Annotated in this window: 11 protein-coding genes; 3 read left to right on the top strand and 8 right to left on the bottom strand. The window is 71.2% G+C overall.

Going from position 1 to position 15,585, the window contains the following annotated elements; all coding sequences use genetic code 11:
* Positions 1–384: 384 nt before the first annotated feature.
* Positions 385–1,266 (top strand): hypothetical protein, encoded by an 882-nt coding sequence (locus DY245_RS10785; RefSeq protein ID WP_244942974.1) that lies wholly within the window; start codon positions 385–387, stop codon positions 1,264–1,266.
* A gap of 46 nt (positions 1,267–1,312) precedes the next feature.
* Here the strand turns inward: DY245_RS10785 and holA are convergent, their stop codons facing one another.
* Entirely contained in the window at positions 1,313–2,296 is a 984-nt protein-coding gene (holA, locus tag DY245_RS10780) for a DNA polymerase III subunit delta (protein WP_128506026.1), read from the bottom strand.
* Between the two features lie 280 nt (positions 2,297–2,576).
* Here holA and DY245_RS10775 point away from each other — a divergent pair, with 280 nt between their 5' ends.
* Positions 2,577–2,822, top strand: a complete 246-nt coding sequence (locus DY245_RS10775) for a hypothetical protein (RefSeq protein ID WP_128506198.1) — start codon at positions 2,577–2,579, stop codon at positions 2,820–2,822.
* A gap of 150 nt (positions 2,823–2,972) precedes the next feature.
* Here the strand turns inward: DY245_RS10775 and DY245_RS10770 are convergent, their stop codons facing one another.
* Together DY245_RS10770 and DY245_RS10765 are read right to left on the bottom strand one after the other, a co-directional pair.
* Positions 2,973–3,785, bottom strand: coding sequence for an arylamine N-acetyltransferase family protein (locus DY245_RS10770; RefSeq protein ID WP_128506024.1), 813 nt, complete (start codon positions 3,783–3,785; stop codon positions 2,973–2,975).
* Positions 3,785–4,270, bottom strand: coding sequence for an RrF2 family transcriptional regulator (locus DY245_RS10765; RefSeq protein WP_128506022.1), 486 nt, complete (start codon positions 4,268–4,270; stop codon positions 3,785–3,787). The genes DY245_RS10770 and DY245_RS10765 overlap by 1 nt, the downstream gene beginning before the upstream one ends.
* Positions 4,271–4,667: 397 nt before the next feature.
* On the opposite strand from DY245_RS10765, the gene DY245_RS10760 reads away from it, so the two are divergent.
* A complete protein-coding gene (locus tag DY245_RS10760) occupies positions 4,668–6,197 on the top strand; it encodes a substrate-binding domain-containing protein (protein ID WP_128506020.1) in 1,530 nt (509 codons plus the stop codon).
* On the opposite strand, the gene DY245_RS10755 is transcribed toward DY245_RS10760, so the two are convergent.
* The 5 genes from DY245_RS10755 to DY245_RS10735 form a co-directional block, all read right to left on the bottom strand.
* Positions 6,127–9,261: a ComEC/Rec2 family competence protein gene (locus DY245_RS10755; protein ID WP_425329365.1), complete on the bottom strand. Its 3,135-nt coding sequence runs from the start codon at positions 9,259–9,261 to the stop codon at positions 6,127–6,129. The genes DY245_RS10760 and DY245_RS10755 overlap by 71 nt on opposite strands.
* The gene (locus DY245_RS10750) at positions 9,258–10,208 is read right to left on the bottom strand and encodes a ComEA family DNA-binding protein (protein WP_244942973.1); all 951 of its coding nucleotides are present in this window, start codon (positions 10,206–10,208) and stop codon (positions 9,258–9,260) included. Before DY245_RS10750 ends, DY245_RS10755 begins: the two co-directional genes overlap by 4 nt.
* A gap of 283 nt (positions 10,209–10,491) precedes the next feature.
* Positions 10,492–11,337: a DegV family protein gene (locus DY245_RS10745; RefSeq protein ID WP_128506018.1), complete on the bottom strand. Its 846-nt coding sequence runs from the start codon at positions 11,335–11,337 to the stop codon at positions 10,492–10,494.
* Positions 11,338–11,482: 145 nt separating this feature from the next.
* Complete coding sequence (locus tag DY245_RS10740) at positions 11,483–12,244, bottom strand: hypothetical protein (protein WP_128506016.1); 762 nt, start codon at positions 12,242–12,244, stop codon at positions 11,483–11,485.
* Between the two features lie 189 nt (positions 12,245–12,433).
* A complete protein-coding gene (locus DY245_RS10735) occupies positions 12,434–15,355 on the bottom strand; it encodes a leucine--tRNA ligase (RefSeq protein WP_128506014.1) in 2,922 nt (973 codons plus the stop codon).
* Positions 15,356–15,585: the final 230 nt, after the last annotated feature.

The following is a 15,585-nucleotide window of genomic DNA, read 5'->3' as shown; positions in this document are numbered from 1 at the left end:
CCTTGCCCCTTCCCCAGGGGCGGCGGGGTCTTTTGTTGCTGGCAGGGCCTTTTGTTGCTGGTGGGGTCCTTTTTCCTGGCGGGTGTATTGGCGCTGGCGCGGCTGTTTGTTGCTGGCGCGGTTGTTTGTCGCTGGCGGGCCCATTGTTCCAGCGGGGTCTTTTGTCGCTGGCGGGCCCACTGTTCCAGCGGGGTCGTTTGTCGCTGGCGCGGTCGTTTGTTGATGGCGGGCGCGTTGTTCCAGCTGGGTCTTTTGTCGCTGGCGCGGTCGTTTGTTGCCGGGGTGGCGCCTGACAGTGCCAAGGCCCGTCACTACCGCGCCGAAGCCGACCGCCCTTGCCGCAGGCCCGGGTTCACATGCGCCGGTGTCCGCTACGCTGCGGCCATGTCCATCTCGGGGGACCAGAACAATCCCTACCCGCCGCAGCCCAATCCCTACGGCCAGGTGCCCGCACCGCAGAATCCGGTGCCCGCGCAGCAGAACCCGTACGCACAGCCGCCCCCGCCGCAGGCGCCGGGCGGCGGCTACGGCTATCCGGCACCCGGCATACCCGCCCCACCCGTAGGGCCGCCCGGCGCAGCCGGCGGTACGGGCCGGGGCTTGTCCGGCTGGCTCTGGGCGATCGGCGGCGTGGTCGCCGCCTCCGCGATCTGGGGCTCCGTATTGTTCGCCACCGGCGGCTTCTCCTCCGAGCCCAGCCCCGATCTCGCGGGCTACGGCTACACCAGCGATCTGTGCGCGGACACCTCGTTGACCTCCTTCGAGAACGCCCACTACAAGACCAAGGCGAGCACCGGCACAGCCTCGAAGGACGCCAACCCACAGCACAGCGGCGCCCAGCAGAACTCGCTGGACACCATGTGGTGCAACGTCACACTGGAGCAGGAGAACGCGAGCAGCTCCGACTACTCCTCGATCTGGCTCTACAACACCGCCACGCTGCACAAGAAGACCGACCCGGCACCGGAGTTCGCCGACGGCTACCGCTCGTACGAGAAGCAGGACACCTCGGTCGGCTACAAGGTCGAGTCCGTACCGGGCATCGGCGACGAGGCCTACCTGGTCACCCGGAACGACCAGGGCAGCAGTAGCACCGGCTCGTACGTGATCCTCGGCGTCCGGGACGGCTGGATGACGTACCAGTCCACGTGGTCGAGCTACGCGTCGAGCAGCAGCACCGGCAAGCAGCCGACCTCCGCCGAGGTGGCCACGATGCTGAAGACCAGCGCCACGGAGACACTCAAGCGGCTGCAGCGCTCGCGGTAGCGGTAGTGGTGAGGGGTGACGGGTGTGGTGATCGGCCCCACCAAGATCACCGCGACCGAGCCGCCCGGGCAATGGCGACAACGGCCTTCTCCAGGGCGTACCCCGGATCGTCCCCGCCGCCCTTCACTCCCGCATCGGCCGCCGCGACCGCACGCAGCGCCGTCGCCACGCCGTCCGCCGACCAGCCGCGCATCTGCTGGCGTACCCGGTCGATCTTCCAGGGCGGCATGCCGAGGTCGCGGGCGAGGTCGCCGGGGCGGGCGCCGCGCGGGGCGGAAGCCAGTTTGCCGATGGCGCGGACGCCCTGGGCAAGAGCGCTGGTGATCATGACGGGGGCGACGCCGGTCGCGATCGCCCACCGCAGCGCCTCCAGCGCCTCGGCGGCCCGCCCCTCGACCGCACGGTCCGCAACGGTGAAACTCGATGCCTCGGCCCGGCCCGTGTAGTAGCGCGCCACGATGGCCTCGTCGATCGTGCCCTCGACATCGGCCGCCAGCTGCGAACAGGCCGACGCCAGCTCACGCAGATCGCTGCCGATCGCATCGACCAGCGACTGGCAGGCTTCGGGCGTCGCCGAACGCCCGACCGCACGGAACTCGCCCCGCACAAACGCCAGCCGGTCGGCCGGCTTGGTCATCTTCGGGCAGGCCACTTCCCGCGCCCCGGCCTTACGGGCAGCGTCCAGCAGGCCCTTCCCCTTGGCGCCGCCCGCATGCATCAGCACCAGCGTGATCTCCTCGGCGGGCGAGCCGAGATACGCCTTGACGTCCTTGATGGTGTCTGCGGACAGATCCTGGGCCGCCCGCACCACCACAACCTTGCGCTCGGCGAAGAGCGAGGGGCTGGTCAGCTCGGCCAGGGTGCCGGGCTGGAGCTGATCGGGGGTGAGGTCGCGCACATCGGTGTCCGCGTCGGCCGCGCGGGCAGCCGCCACCACCTGCTGCATCGCACGATCCAGCAGCAGGTCTTCCTGGCCCACCGCGATCGTCACGGGGGCAAGCGGGTCGTCGTTAGCTGTCTTCCTGGCCATCGCGACCCAGCATCCCACGCCCCACTGACAACGCCGCCCGGCCCACTCCCCCGACCGTTCCCCTCACAGCTCCCCGGCCGGCTCTCCGGCCCGCTCCCCGGCCGGCTCTCCGGCCCGCTCTCCGGCCCGCTCTCCGGCCCGCTCTCCGGCCCGCTCTCCGGCCCAGGGTCCGCCCCTCCCCACCCGACAGCATCCCCATCCCCTACCGGACAATGGTCAGGTGAATGATGCTGCTGCCCCCCACCGACGAGACACACGACAGGCACCCCCCGAACGACAGCTGCGGCCCGTACGACACGTACTGGTCCTGCCCGACCGCGACGCGGCGGAAGAGGTGGCCGAGGCCCTGACCGAACGCTTCGGTGTCACCGAGGAACCCCAGCTCGTACGGGACGCCCTGGCCGGTGAGGACGACGCCGAGGACGCACAGTGGCTCGTGGTGGTCGAGGACCCGGACGCCACCCATGACCCGGCGCTGCTGGACGGTCTGGCCGCGGAGTACGAGGGCTGGCGCGAGGCCGACTAGACACCGCCCAGAGACCACAGGTCCATGGGCCACAAGCCCATCGAACCCAGACCGCAGGCCGCACGCCGGGGGCCGGGGGCCGGGGATCAAGGATCGGGGATCGGGGATCAGGGATCGGGGATCGGGGATCAGGGATCGGAAGCCGAGACGCTACGGCTGGGCGCCCACCCCACGCGCCCGGAGATCCGCGCCGGCGGCCGCCACCTCGGGCTCCCGCTCCAGCGCAATCCCGAAGTGTTCCTGGTAGGCGGCGAGGACCTCGTCCTCACCCACCTGACGCTCCTCACGCGCCCCGTCCGCCCCGGTGATCACCAACGTACGGCCGGAGAGCGTGACCCGGCCGGTCTCCGTCAGCCGTGAGCACACCAGGGACTGTGTGAAGTGCGACGTGGGCGAGGTCCGGTTCCACCAGCAGCCGACCTCGAACTCCGCGAACGCACGCGGACGTTGCTCAAGACGGTACTGCGGGACACCGCCCCTCAGGACATCAAGATCACCTTCCGTCGTCTCCACAATCTGGAACACACCGCCCGGATCGGTCTGCTCGGCACGGCTGTCCAACCGCAGCGGAAAGTGGCTGTTCCTGCCGAACCCGACGTCCGCCAGCCACGGCCCGCTCGGCGTATGAACCCGCAGCGCAAGGTGGTCGTACGGAATGCCGAGCCCGTTGGGGCCGAACACGCGGGCGGACAGCATCTCGACCTCATAGCCGAGGGCGCCCAGCAACAGGGCGAAAGCGCCGTTGAGCTCATAACAGAACCCACCACGCCGGGCACCGACGATCTTGTCCAGCAACGACTGCTCCGCGAGCACGATCTCCTCACCCAGGTGGATGGAGAGGTTCTCGAAGGGGACGGTGCGCAAATGACTCAGGTGCAGCGCACGCAGCCCGTCGGCATCGGGAGAGGCGGGGCGGGCGGCGCCCATACGGTCGAGGTAGGCGTTGGCGGCAGCGGTGTCCATCAAGTGTGTTTCCTCTCCGAAGCGAACCAGCGGCGGGTGCGTTCCGCCGCCGATGCCGGTGTACCGGCGATGACGTCGGCAATGGTCTGTGCGGCCAGCTCACGGCGCCAGGCCAGCTCGGCCTTGCGCATCGCCGTGGAGATGCCGCAGGGCCGACCGAACTCCCTGCCGGACGCCTCGGCCCCGGCCCCCTGCTGACGGATCTCGGTACAACGAAAGGCATCGTCGGTGCCCTCGATCGCAGCGACCACATCCATGAGGGTGATCCGCTCCGGCGGCCGCGCCAAACGGAAGCCGCCCCGCGCCCCGGGCGTCGAACTCAGGATCCCGGCCCGGACCAGCGCTTGCAGCCGCTTGTTCAAGTAGGCCGCCGGCAACTCGAACGAAGCCGCCAGCCGAGCGGTGGACACCGGCCCTTCCCCATCGAGCCAGGCCAACGTCACACAACAGTGCAGGCCCCACTCGACGCCTTCACTCATCCTCATAATCTGGAGTCTACAGATCCTGATTCCTCCACCCCACCCATTTCACCGGAACCTATGTCGTTCGCCTGGCCTATGCGGTTCACCGGACCTATGCGGTTCACCTGGCCTGTCCCATTCACAGACCTCTCTGGTCCACCTGACCGATCTGGCCCGCCCCGCCGCTATCGCGCACCCGGTTCATTCGGGCCATAGGGCGACTGGGAGGCGGAGACCGGCCCCAGGACCACGCCGAGGGCGCCGCCGGCCGACCGATGAGCGGTAGGGGCGAGATTCGGCTGACGAGGCCGGAAGACGACTGATGAACCTCTGGTGACGGGCTGTCGAAGGGCTCTCGGGGCGGGGTGGGCGTCCTTAAGGTGCTGGCATCCTGCTGTCCGTTCACCTGTGCGAGGTTGCCGTGGCTCTGCCGGACACCGAGACGATCCTGACCGCGGCCGGGCTTGTGGCGACGGCTGTCGTCTGGGCCGTTGAGCGGTTCCTGCCGGGCCGTAAGCGGATCGGCTACCGCGTGCAGATGGACACGGCGATCGGGATGAATCCCCAAGACGCCCACAGTCTGGTGCAGTTGCGGCTGCTGCGGCAGGACCAGGAGATCAACGATGCGACGCTGGCGCTGTTGCGGTTCGAGAACGACGGTGGCAAGGACATCGTCCGGCAGGACTATCAGGAGCCGCTGACGGTCGAGTTCGTCGGCCGTACGGTCATCGGGGTCGAGGTGCCGGACGCCAATCCGACGGATCTGGTGGGCATGCTGACCCGCAACGGCGGCGGGCTGCGGCACGACGGGGGACGGCTGTTCATCCCCAAAGTGCCGCTGAACAAGCGGAATCACTTCAAGCTGCTGGTGCTCCTGTCGGGTCCCGGAACCGGCTCCGGCCCCGAGGGTGGACGCACCGGCAGCGCAGCCGGATCGGTGACCGTAGGCGGGTTCATCAGCGGCGGGCGGATCCGGCGCAACGCCCAGCGTTGGGGGCCGCGCAAGCTCAGCCTCGCGCTGGGCGGCACCTTCATCGTTCTGCTGGGACTGCTCGGCGGGCTGCTGCTCAGCGGCCGGGTGATGCCGGTGCCCGGTGAATGCGCCGCCGGGCGACTGACCATCGACGGATCCACGGCGTTCGCGCCGCCGATGCGGGAGATCGCCCGGCAGTACCGGGCCCGCTGCGCGGGCGCCGAGATCACCGTCTTGGGGAGCGGAAGCCTGTCCGGCCTGGGCAATCTCAACCGGGAGGGCAAACCGGCGACCGCCGAGGGCCCCGGCTTCATCGCCGTATCGGATGTGCCGGCGCCGTCCCTCTACCGGCGGCTGGAGGGCGACCGGGTCGGCGTCATCGTGCTCAGTGTCGTGGCCAACGAGAAGGCCAGCATCGACGACCTCACCTCCGAGGAGATCCGCAAGATCTACGACGGGACGTACACCAACTGGAAGCAGTTGCACGGCAATGACCTGCCGATCCGCCTCGTCAGCCGGGACGCCGCATCGGGCACCCGCCGGGCGTTCGAGACATCCGTGCTGCACCGCTCGGAGCCGGGCGTCGTGTCGTCCTACGACTGCGGCGACAAGGACCGCGATGAACAGGCACGCCTGACGCGCTGCGAGGTGAACAGCACCAAAAGCCTGCTGGACGCGGTGGACCGGGTGCCGGGAGCGATCGGTTACGCCGAGCTCTATGCGGCGGCGCAACGGCAGCACGTCGTCAGCGTCCGGCTGAACGGGCACGAGCCGGACATCGAGTGGGGACAGCAACGCGATTACCCCTTCTGGACGGTGGAGTACCTCTACACGTACGGGCGGCCCGAAGACGGCTCACTGACCGCGAAGTTCCTGGCGTTCATGGACTCCGACACGGCGAAGAACATCATGCGGATGTACAAGCACGTGCCGTGCGCCGACCGGCAGAGCCTGCCGGGCGCCGTCTGCCGGCCGTGAGGCGGGGAGGGGGGACTCCGGAGCGGCGGCCGCCGGCCCGGCGAGACCTGCGTCTTCGACCGCTGAGCAGGCGGGCTTCGGCCCGGCGGCCGCCGGTGATCGTCGCGGACAGCCTGGCCGGGGTGCCCAGGACCGCGATGGACCCGTCGGTGTCCGTGCGCAGCACCCGGGCGCCCTGGGCGCGCAGCGCCTCGATGGTGCGCGGCGCCGGATGGCCGTACGGGTTGTCGGCGCCGCAGGAGATCAGCGCCAGGCGCGGTGCCAGCCGGCGTATCAGCGGTGGGTCCTGGTAGGCGGATCCGTGGTGCGCCACCTTGAGGACATCGACGGTGGCCAGCTCCGGGTGAGCCGCCAACAACGCTTGCTGGGCAGGTGGTTCGAGGTCTCCGAGCAGGAGGAGGGTCAGCCCGCCGGTACGGACGAGCAGGGTGACGCTGGCGTCGTTGGGACCGTCAGGGCCGGGTAGGGCGGGCGGAGCGGGCGGCCAGAGGACTTCCCAGGTGAGGGGGCCCAGGTGGCGCCGCTCCCCCGGGGCGGCGCGGACGAGCGGAATCCGTGCGGCCGCGGCCGTGTTGCGTACGAACTGCGCCTGTCCCGGCGGGTCCTGAAGTGTCGTGGTCTCGATCGCACCGACCGTACGGCCGCGGAGCACGCCGGGGAGCCCGTCCACGTGATCGGCGTGGAAGTGGGTGAGCACGAGGAGCGGGATGCGGTGGATTCCCAGGTCGGTGAGGCAGCGGTCGATGGCGCGGGGCTCGGGGCCGGTGTCCACCACCAGCGCCGTACCGTCGCCGGCTGCCAGCACCAGGCCGTCGCCCTGCCCCACGTCGCAGACCACCGCCCGCCAGCCGGGCGGCGGCCAGCCGGTGAGGACGCGGGTGAAAGGGGCCGGGCGGCAGACCGCCAGGATCACCGCCAGCGCGCAGAGCACACACAGCCAAGGGCGACGCAGCACTCTGCGGCCTACCGTCACCAGCGCCACCGTGGCGGCCGCCAGCACCAGCCCGCCCGCCCAGCCGCCGGGCCAGCCGAACTCCGCTCCCGGTAGCGCCGCTCCCGTACGGGCGACGCCGGCGATCCACTCGGTGGGCCAGCCCGCGCACCACGCCAGCGCCCGGGCGACCGGCAGCGCGAGCGGGGCGGCGGCGAGGGCCGCGAAACCGAGGACCGTCGCGGGGGCCACGGCCAGTTCGGCCAGCAGATTGCAGGGCACGGCCACCAGGCCCACCCGGGCCGCGAGGACGGCGACGACAGGCGCACAGACCGCCTGGGCGGCGGCGGCAGCAGCGATCACCTCGGCGAGGCGGGCTGGCACCCGGCGCCGCTGGAGGGCCGCGCTCCATCGCGGCGCGAGCAGCAGCAGCGCGCCGGTGGCCAGGACGGAGAGCAGAAAGCCGTAACTACGGGCGAGCCAGGGGTCGTAGAGGACCAGCAGCAGGACCGCGGCGGCGAGTGCGGGGAGCAGCGCGCGACGGCGGCCGGTGCCGATCGCGAGCAGCGTGATCAGGCCGCAGGCGGCGGCTCGCAGCACGCTCGGGTCCGGGCGGCACACGACGACGAAGGCGAGGGCGAGCACGCCGCCGATGACGGCGGTGCCGCGCAGCGACAGCCTCAGGCGCGGCGCCAGCCCGCGACGCTCGGCGCGCGTCGCGAGATGAGGCGGGCCGATCAGCAGGGCGAGCACGATCGTCAGGTTGGAGCCGGACACGGCGAGCAGATGCGTCAGATCGGTGGCGCGGAAGGCGTCGTCCAGGTCCGGTGGCACACGGGAGGTGTCGCCGACGACGAGGCCGGGCAGCAGCGCGCGGGCGTCGGGAGGGAGCCCTTCGGTGGCCTCCCGGAGGCCCGTACGCAGGCTTCCCGCCAGCCGCTGAAGGGTGGACGGCGCACCGATCTTGTCCGGCGGCGCATCGTCGGTGACCCGCAGGACGGCGGCGACGTGGTCTGTCGGCGAGAGCGGTGGCGCGGCGCGGGCCACGAGGCGAATACGGGTGGATGGCAGCAGCCCGCGCCATGCTGCCAGCGGACCGTTGCTCGCATGGGCGTGGTGGGCAGATCCCGACTCGGGTGGAGGAGTGACGGCTGGGTTTTGCGGGGCGGTCATCGGGGGCGGTGGGGCGACGGCTGGGCCATGCGGGGCGGTCACCACGGGCGATGGGGCGACGGCTGGGCCGTGCGGAGCGGTCACCAGGGACGGTGGGGCGACGGCTGGGCCTTGCCGGGCGGTCACGGTGGGCGGTGGGGCGACGGGCCGGTTGTGTGAGGCGTCGGTCGCGGTCAGCGGTGTGACAGCAGTGGTGCGTGAGGCGGCTCCCGGGATCTGCGAGGGCGCGCCACGGCGCTCCGACCGGTCGCGTCCGCCGCCCTCGTCGCCCCCACCACGCTGCTGTACGACGACCAGCACGGGGGTACGCACGGCGGTCACCGCACCGTCCGGCGCCATGACGCGGATGGCCTCGGCGGTGAACACCAGTGCCGGGGGCGTCCGTTGGGAGCCGCGCACCTTGGGCCGGGTCAGCCGCGGATCGCCGGTCACCTCCAGCTCTGCCGTGACCCGCGCGTAGGTGCGGGCCGATGCCGGCAGCGGCCCGCGCCGCACATCCGCCGCATGCAGCGCCGCGGACGCGGCCCCCGCCGCGGCACAGAGCAGCACCGCGGCCAGGGCGACGAACGCTCCTGCGGACCACAGTCGCGGAGATCGGGGACGGGGCAGCCCCGCTCCCCTGGCCAGGCCGGTGTCAGGCCGCGGCTCGACATCCGGTGGTTCACCACCCGGTACCTCGACACCCGGTACCTCGACGCCGGGCGGTTCATCCGCCCCCGGCGCTCGCTCCGCACTGCGACGGGCTACGGCCACCCGTAACGCGAGCGCCGCGAGCACCACGGCCACTCCGCAGGCCACCGCCACTCCGCCACCGGGTGCGCCCAGGCAGATCGCCGCGGCTGCCCAGGCCGCCAGTGCGGGCGCGACCAGTCGCAGATCGGCCGGGCCGTCCTGGCGAGGGTCCGAGGCGCCGTGCGACGACGCCGCCGTGGCGTGCACCGTGGCGCGAGGGCCGGTCATGGCTCCACCAGGGGGCGCAGATCGGCGAAGCGGCGATCACCGATGCCGGTCACCTGGCGGAGCTGTTCCACCGAGGTGAACCCGCCGTGCTGGGTGCGGAATTCGATGATGTGGCGCGCCAGGACGGGCCCCACTCCGGGGAGGGCGTCGAGCTGCTGCTCCGTCGCCGTATTGAGGCTCACCGGCCCGCTCGGCCCGCCTCCGGCACCCGGTGACCCACTGCCGGCCGTGCCACCCCCCACATCACCGGAACCAGCACCGCCCCCGGTCCCGGCACCCTCCGCGCCGACCACGATCTGTTCGCCATCGGTCAGCAGGCGCGCCCGGTTCAGCCCACGAGTGCTCGCCCCGCGCAGCACACCACCCGCGGCCCGCAGCGCATCGAATACCCGCGACCCCGGCGGCATCCGGTGGATTCCAGGGTTCCGGACCTTGCCCGCGACATCGACGACCAGTTGTCGCCCCGCGCCGCCCGGCGGGCCACTCGCCAGCACCGTGGAGGACGAGGACGAGGACGAGGACGATGACGGCAGCGACGGCGACCGCGGGTCGGGTCCGGAACCGGGGCCGGGCGCCGATACGGACCGTTCGGCGGCCGGAGCACGTACCGGCTCGGGGCGCCCGGCCCAGAAATGCTGCACGGCGAACCCCACGGCCACCACGAGCACCAACACCAGAGCAGCGAGCGCCTTCGGGTCGGTGCCGCACCGTAACTGCACCCATAGCGGCAGCCGTTCGCGCACCGCGAGCCACGCCCGCTCCCCACGGCGCGGGCCCGGTGGATCGTGCCCAGGAGGTGGCGGCTCGGCCCCCGCGGTCGCCGCCGCGTCGCCGAAGATCGCCGCGACCCGGGCCCGTACGCGCTCGCGCTCCCACTCCCGCCGCTCCGCCGCACCGGACGGAGCCGTCAGGCCGAGTGGCCCCGGTAGATCCGATGGACCCGACAAGCGTGGTGGGCCCGACAAGCCCGATGGACCCGGTAGGCCCGAGGGGACAGACACCGGCGAGACCGAAGCAACCGCCGACGGCGACGCCAATGGCGATGCTGATGCCGACGCCAATGCCGACAACGACGCCGACACCGATGAATCCAACCAAGCGGATCGAGAAGAGTTCATAGCGATTGACGCTAAGCACTCCCCGCAGATCTCGCTGAGCGGCCTCAAAGTCGGTGGACAGCACCCCAGTTGTGGATAACTTTGTCACCCACAGGGCGCTCCACCGCCCCGCTCACCTCGGCGAAACCACAGCCCCCAGCAGCCCCGGCCCCGTGTGCGCGCCGATCACCGCGCCGACCTCGCTCACATGCAGCTCGTTCAGCCCCGGCACCCGCTCCCGGAGCCGCTGGGCCAGCGCGTCCGCGCGCTCCGCCGCCGCGAGATGGTGGACCGCGATATCGACCTGGCTCTCGCCCGCCCGCTCCGCGGCGATCTCTTCGAGGCGGGCGATGGCCTTGGAGGCCGTACGGACCTTCTCCAGCAGTTCGATCCGCCCGTCGGCCAGTTGAAGGATCGGTTTGACGGCGAGCGCGGAGCCGAGCAGCGCCTGGGCCGCGCCGATGCGGCCGCCGCGGCGCAGATAGTCGAGGGTGTCGACGTAGAAGTAGGCGGAGGTGCCCGCGGCGCGCTTCTCCGCTGCGGCGACCGCTTCGTCCACGTCCCCGCCGGCCTCCGCCGTCTCCGCGGCGGCGAGGGCGCAGAAACCGAGGGCCATCGCGACCATGCCGGTGTCCACGACGTGTACGGGTACCGGGGCATCCTTGGCCGCCAGCACCGCCGCGTCGTAGGTGCCGGAGAACTCCGAGGAGAGATGGAGCGAGACGATGCCGGTCGCGCCGGCCGCCGCGACCGCGCGATAGGTTTCCGCGAACACCGTGGGGCTGGGCCGGGAGGTTGTCACGGGCCGGCGCTTCTGGAGCGCCTGGGCAAGGGATCTCGCGGAGATCTCGGTGCCCTCTTCCAGGGCCTGGTCCCCCAGGACGACGGTCAGCGGCACGGCCGTGATGTGGTGGCGCTCGATGGCCGCCCGCGGCAAGTAGGCCGTGGAATCGGTGACGATCGCGACATGGCGGGACATGACTGGGAGGTTATCCGGGGATCCGGATACCGCACAGTGCGGGTCCCTCCCCAAGATCTTCCAGGTTTCACCAAGGCTCTGCCAAGAGCCCACCCGCCGGCATCGTCATTGCCCCCAGCCAGCCCGTCACCGCTCTTCTACATGCTCACGTAGTCGTCGTGCCCTCCGTACGCGGGGCCTTCTGCCACGGATACGACGGCTGGGTGCGGGGGTCCCGGGCGGTGATCGCCTGCGGGGCGTCGGGGTCCGGGCCCCAGGAGTTTCCGCCGTCTGCGGTATCCGAAGCCGGGCCGGGCCGGGCGTCGGTGCCCAAGGGGCCGCCCGAGGGACCGCCCGAGGGACCGCCCCCGGCCCCCGCTTCGTCGTGCGTCCAATGCCGCAGCGCCCCCGCCTCGACATCGATCTGGTCGCTCAGCGCCTCAAGATCGTCTTCCGCGAACTTCCGCGCCCGGTCGCGCGCCGCCCAGCGCAGCGACTCCGCCGAGTGCGTGATCCGCTCCATGCGCTCCCGGAGCTCCGGGAGGCGGGCGGCGATGGTGGCCCGGTCGGGCTCCCGTTCCAGGCGCTTGAGCTCGTCGTCCAGCTCGTGGCCATGGGCGCTCAGGCGCTCGAAGAGGCCGATCGCCTCGCTGAGGGAGGCGTCCTCCGGGGAGCCGGTGTGGAGCACGTCCTGGGTCGCGCGCATGGACGTACGCAGTGACAGCCGCAGCTGCGCCAGTTCGCCGACCACGCCGGGCTGGGCAAACTGCCGGGCCCGGAGGGTGGTGTCCTCGACGGTCCGGCGGGCCTGGGCGACCGTACGGTCCACACCGCGCTTGGCCGCCTTCACGGCCTTGACCGTCAGGAACACCCCGGCCAGGACGAACAGAACGAAGAGCAGCCCGAAGATGGCGACAGCAGCTTCCATGGGCTCTCCCCAGACGTGTCGGCGGCGCCGGTTCCTCGCCCGCGCCCTGTACCTCCACGGTAAACGGCTCGGGCAGGTCACGGGTTCCGAATGAACCCCCAACCTGCCCGTAGGGGAAACCACCTATAGCGCGCCAGGCGCCCCGGGCGCCAGGACAACCGCCCGGCGCCCCGGCACCTACACGGCCACCTACGCCGGCACGATGTTCACCAGCTTCGGCGCCCGGACGATCACCTTCCGGATGCCCGCGCCGTTCAGCGCCGCGACCACGGCCGGCTCAGCCAGTGCGGTCGCCTCCAGGTCCGCGTCGGAGATCGACGGGGCGACCTCCAGGCGGGCCTTGACCTTGCCCTTGATCTGCACGACGCAGGTCACGGTCTCGTCCACGACGTACGCCGGGTCGGCCACCGGGAAGTCCGCGTGGACCACGGTGTCGGTGTGGCCCAGCTTGCGCCACAGCTCCTCGGCGATATGCGGCGCCAGCGGGGCGACCAGCAGCACCAGCTGCTCCGCGACCGCCCGCGGGACCGGGCCGCCCGTCTTGGTCAGGTGGTTGTTCAGCTCGGTCACCTTGGCGATGGCGGTGTTGAAGCGCAGGTTCGCCATGTCCTGGGTGACACCGTCGATGGCCTTGTGCAGGGCACGCAGGGTGGCCTCGTCCGCCTCGGCGTCGACGACGGTGACCTCACCGGTCGCCTCGTCGACGACGTTGCGCCACAGGCGCTGCAGCAGACGGTACTGGCCGACGACCGCACGGGTGTCCCACGGGCGCGACACATCCAGCGGGCCCATCGCCATCTCGTACAGGCGCAGGGTGTCCGCGCCGTACTCGGCACAGATCTCGTCGGGGGTGACGGCGTTCTTCAGGGACTTGCCCATCTTGCCCAGAACGCGGCTGACCTTCTGGCCCTTGTAGGAGTAGGCGCCGTCGCGCTCATGGACCTCGGCGGCCGGGACGGCGATGCCGCGGCTGTCCCGGTAGACGAAGGCCTGGATCATGCCCTGGTTGTACAGCTTGTGGAACGGCTCGGAGGACGAGACATGGCCCAGGTCGTGCAGCACCTTGGACCAGAAGCGGGCGTACAGCAGGTGCAGTACGGCGTGCTCGGCGCCGCCCACGTACAGGTCGACGCCACCGGCCGGCTGACCCTCGCGCGGCCCCATCCAGTACTGCTCGATGGCGGGGTCGACCAGCGCGTCGTTGTTGTCCGGGTCCAGGTAGCGCATCTCGTACCAGCACGAACCCGCCCAGTTGGGCATGGTGTTGGTCTCGCGGCGGTAGCGCTTGACGCCGTTGCCGTCGCCCAGGTCCAGGTCGACATGGACCCAGTCCTCGTTGCGGGACAGCGGGGTCTCGGGCTGGGTGTCGGCGTCGTCCGGGTCGAAGGTGCGCGGGGAGTAGTCCTCGACCTCGGGCAGCTCCAGCGGCAGCATCGATTCGGGCAGCGCATGCGCGACGCCGTCCTCGCCGTAGACGATCGGGAACGGCTCGCCCCAGTAGCGCTGCCGGCTGAACAGCCAGTCACGCAGACGGAAGTTGACGGTGCCCTCGCCGATGCCCTGGTCGGCCAGCCATTCGGTGATCTTCGCCTTGGCCTCGGTCACGCCCAGGCCGTCCAGCGAAATCGTCACGGCGGACGAGTTGACGATCTTGGCGTCGTACGAGGAGAAGGCGTCGTCCCAGGTCGAGGCGTCCGTGCCACGGTCGTCGGACGGCTCGACGACACAGCGCATCGGCAGCTCGAAGGCGCGGGCGAAGGCGAAGTCGCGGGAGTCGTGTGCCGGGACGGCCATGATCGCGCCGGTGCCGTAGCCCATCAGGACGTAGTCGGCGATGAAGACCGGGATCCGCTCGCCGCTGACCGGGTTGGTCGCGTAGGTGCCGGTGAAGACGCCGGTCTTGTCCTTGGCCTCGGCCTGCCGCTCGACGTCCGACTTGGAGGCGGCCTGCTTGCGGTACGCGGCGACGGCGTCGGCCGGGGTGGCGTGGCCGCCGGTCCACACCTCGTGGGTGCCCTCGGGCCAGGCGTCCGGGACGATGCTTCCGGTGCCGTTCTCCGCGCCGGCGACCAGCGGGTGCTCGGGCGCCAGCACCATGTACGTGGCGCCGAACAGGGTGTCCTGGCGGGTGGTGAAGACGGTGATCTTGTCGTCGCCCACCGGGAAGTCGACCCGGGCGCCCTCGGAGCGGCCGATCCAGTTGCGCTGCTGCAGCTTGATGGCCTCCGGCCAGTCCAGCGCGTCCAGGTCGTTCAGCAGCCGGTCGGCGTAGGCGGTGATGCGCATGTTCCACTGGCGCAGCTTGGACTTGAAGACGGGGTAGTTGCCGCGCTCGGAGCGGCCCTCGGCGGTGACCTCCTCGTTGGCCAGCACCGTGCCCAGACCGGGGCACCAGTTGACCGGCGCGTCCGAGGCGTACGCCAGGCGGTACTCGCCCAGGACGTTGGCCCGCTCGATGTCGCTCAGCTCGGCCCAGGCCCGCCCGTCGGGGGTCTGGCGGGTGCCGGCCTCGAACTGGGCGATCAGGGTGTCGATCGGGCGGGCCGCGTCCGCCTCCGGGTCGTACCAGGAGTTGAAGATCTGCAGGAAGATCCACTGGGTCCACTTGTAGTACGCCGGGTCGATCGTCTCGATCGAGCGGCGCTGGTCGTGGCCCAGGCCCAGGCGGCGCAGCTGGCGCCGCATGTTGACGATGTTGGCCTCGGTCGAGACCCGCGGGTGGGTGCCGGTCTGCACCGCGTACTGCTCGGCGGGCAGGCCGAACGCGTCGAAGCCCAGGGTGTGCAGGACGTTGTGGCCCGTCATGCGCTGGTAACGGGCGTAGACGTCGGTGGCGATGAAGCCCAGCGGGTGGCCGACGTGCAGACCGGCGCCCGACGGGTAGGGGAACATGTCCATGATGAACTTCTTGGGGCGGGCCACCAGCTCGGCGTCGCCGGCCAGCGAACCGCTCGCGTTCGGGGCGTGGTACGTCCCGTTCGTCTCCCAGAAGTCCTGCCAGCGTGCCTCGATGTCGGCGGCCAGCTCGGCCGTATAGCGGTGCGGCGCTGCCACCTCGGCGGGGGCACCTCCCGCGCCATGAGCAGCGGGGGAGTTGGTCGTCTCGCTCATCGTCCTCAAAGCTCCATCGATCGTCTCTGCCTGCGGAAACGCGCCCGATTCCCGGCGCGCCGGAAACAAAAAGGCCCCTCGCACAGGAGGGGACGCCGCGCCGATTCCGACGGGGTCTGTCATCCGTCGGTACTGATCAGCGCGGCCCGCTAAGCAGAAGGCGTACGGCACGCATGGCGCCAGGGTACAGCAGGGCGTGCGGGGCCCGCGCGGAGGATTCCCCCGCGCGG

This window comes from Streptomyces inhibens (assembly GCF_003389455.1).
GTDB classification, from domain to species: domain Bacteria; phylum Actinomycetota; class Actinomycetes; order Streptomycetales; family Streptomycetaceae; genus Streptomyces; species Streptomyces inhibens.
The sequence above is the reverse complement of the archived record's forward strand: the minus strand, read 5'-3'. Positions and strand labels throughout refer to the sequence as shown.

Excerpts from the sequence above, each read along its gene's own strand:
- DY245_RS10785 (WP_244942974.1), top strand. The coding sequence starts at position 385 with ATGTCCATCTCGGGGGACCAGAACAATCCCTACCCGCCGCAGCCCAAT.
- DY245_RS10755 (WP_425329365.1), bottom strand. The coding sequence starts at position 9,261 with ATGACCGGCCCTCGCGCCACGGTGCACGCCACGGCGGCGTCGTCGCAC.
- DY245_RS10745 (WP_128506018.1), bottom strand. The coding sequence starts at position 11,337 with ATGTCCCGCCATGTCGCGATCGTCACCGATTCCACGGCCTACTTGCCG.
- DY245_RS10740 (WP_128506016.1), bottom strand. The coding sequence starts at position 12,244 with ATGGAAGCTGCTGTCGCCATCTTCGGGCTGCTCTTCGTTCTGTTCGTC.
- DY245_RS10765 (WP_128506022.1), bottom strand. The coding sequence starts at position 4,270 with ATGAGGATGAGTGAAGGCGTCGAGTGGGGCCTGCACTGTTGTGTGACG.
- DY245_RS10770 (WP_128506024.1), bottom strand. The coding sequence starts at position 3,785 with ATGGACACCGCTGCCGCCAACGCCTACCTCGACCGTATGGGCGCCGCC.
- holA (WP_128506026.1), bottom strand. The coding sequence starts at position 2,296 with ATGGCCAGGAAGACAGCTAACGACGACCCGCTTGCCCCCGTGACGATC.
- DY245_RS10735 (WP_128506014.1), bottom strand. The coding sequence starts at position 15,355 with ATGAGCGAGACGACCAACTCCCCCGCTGCTCATGGCGCGGGAGGTGCC.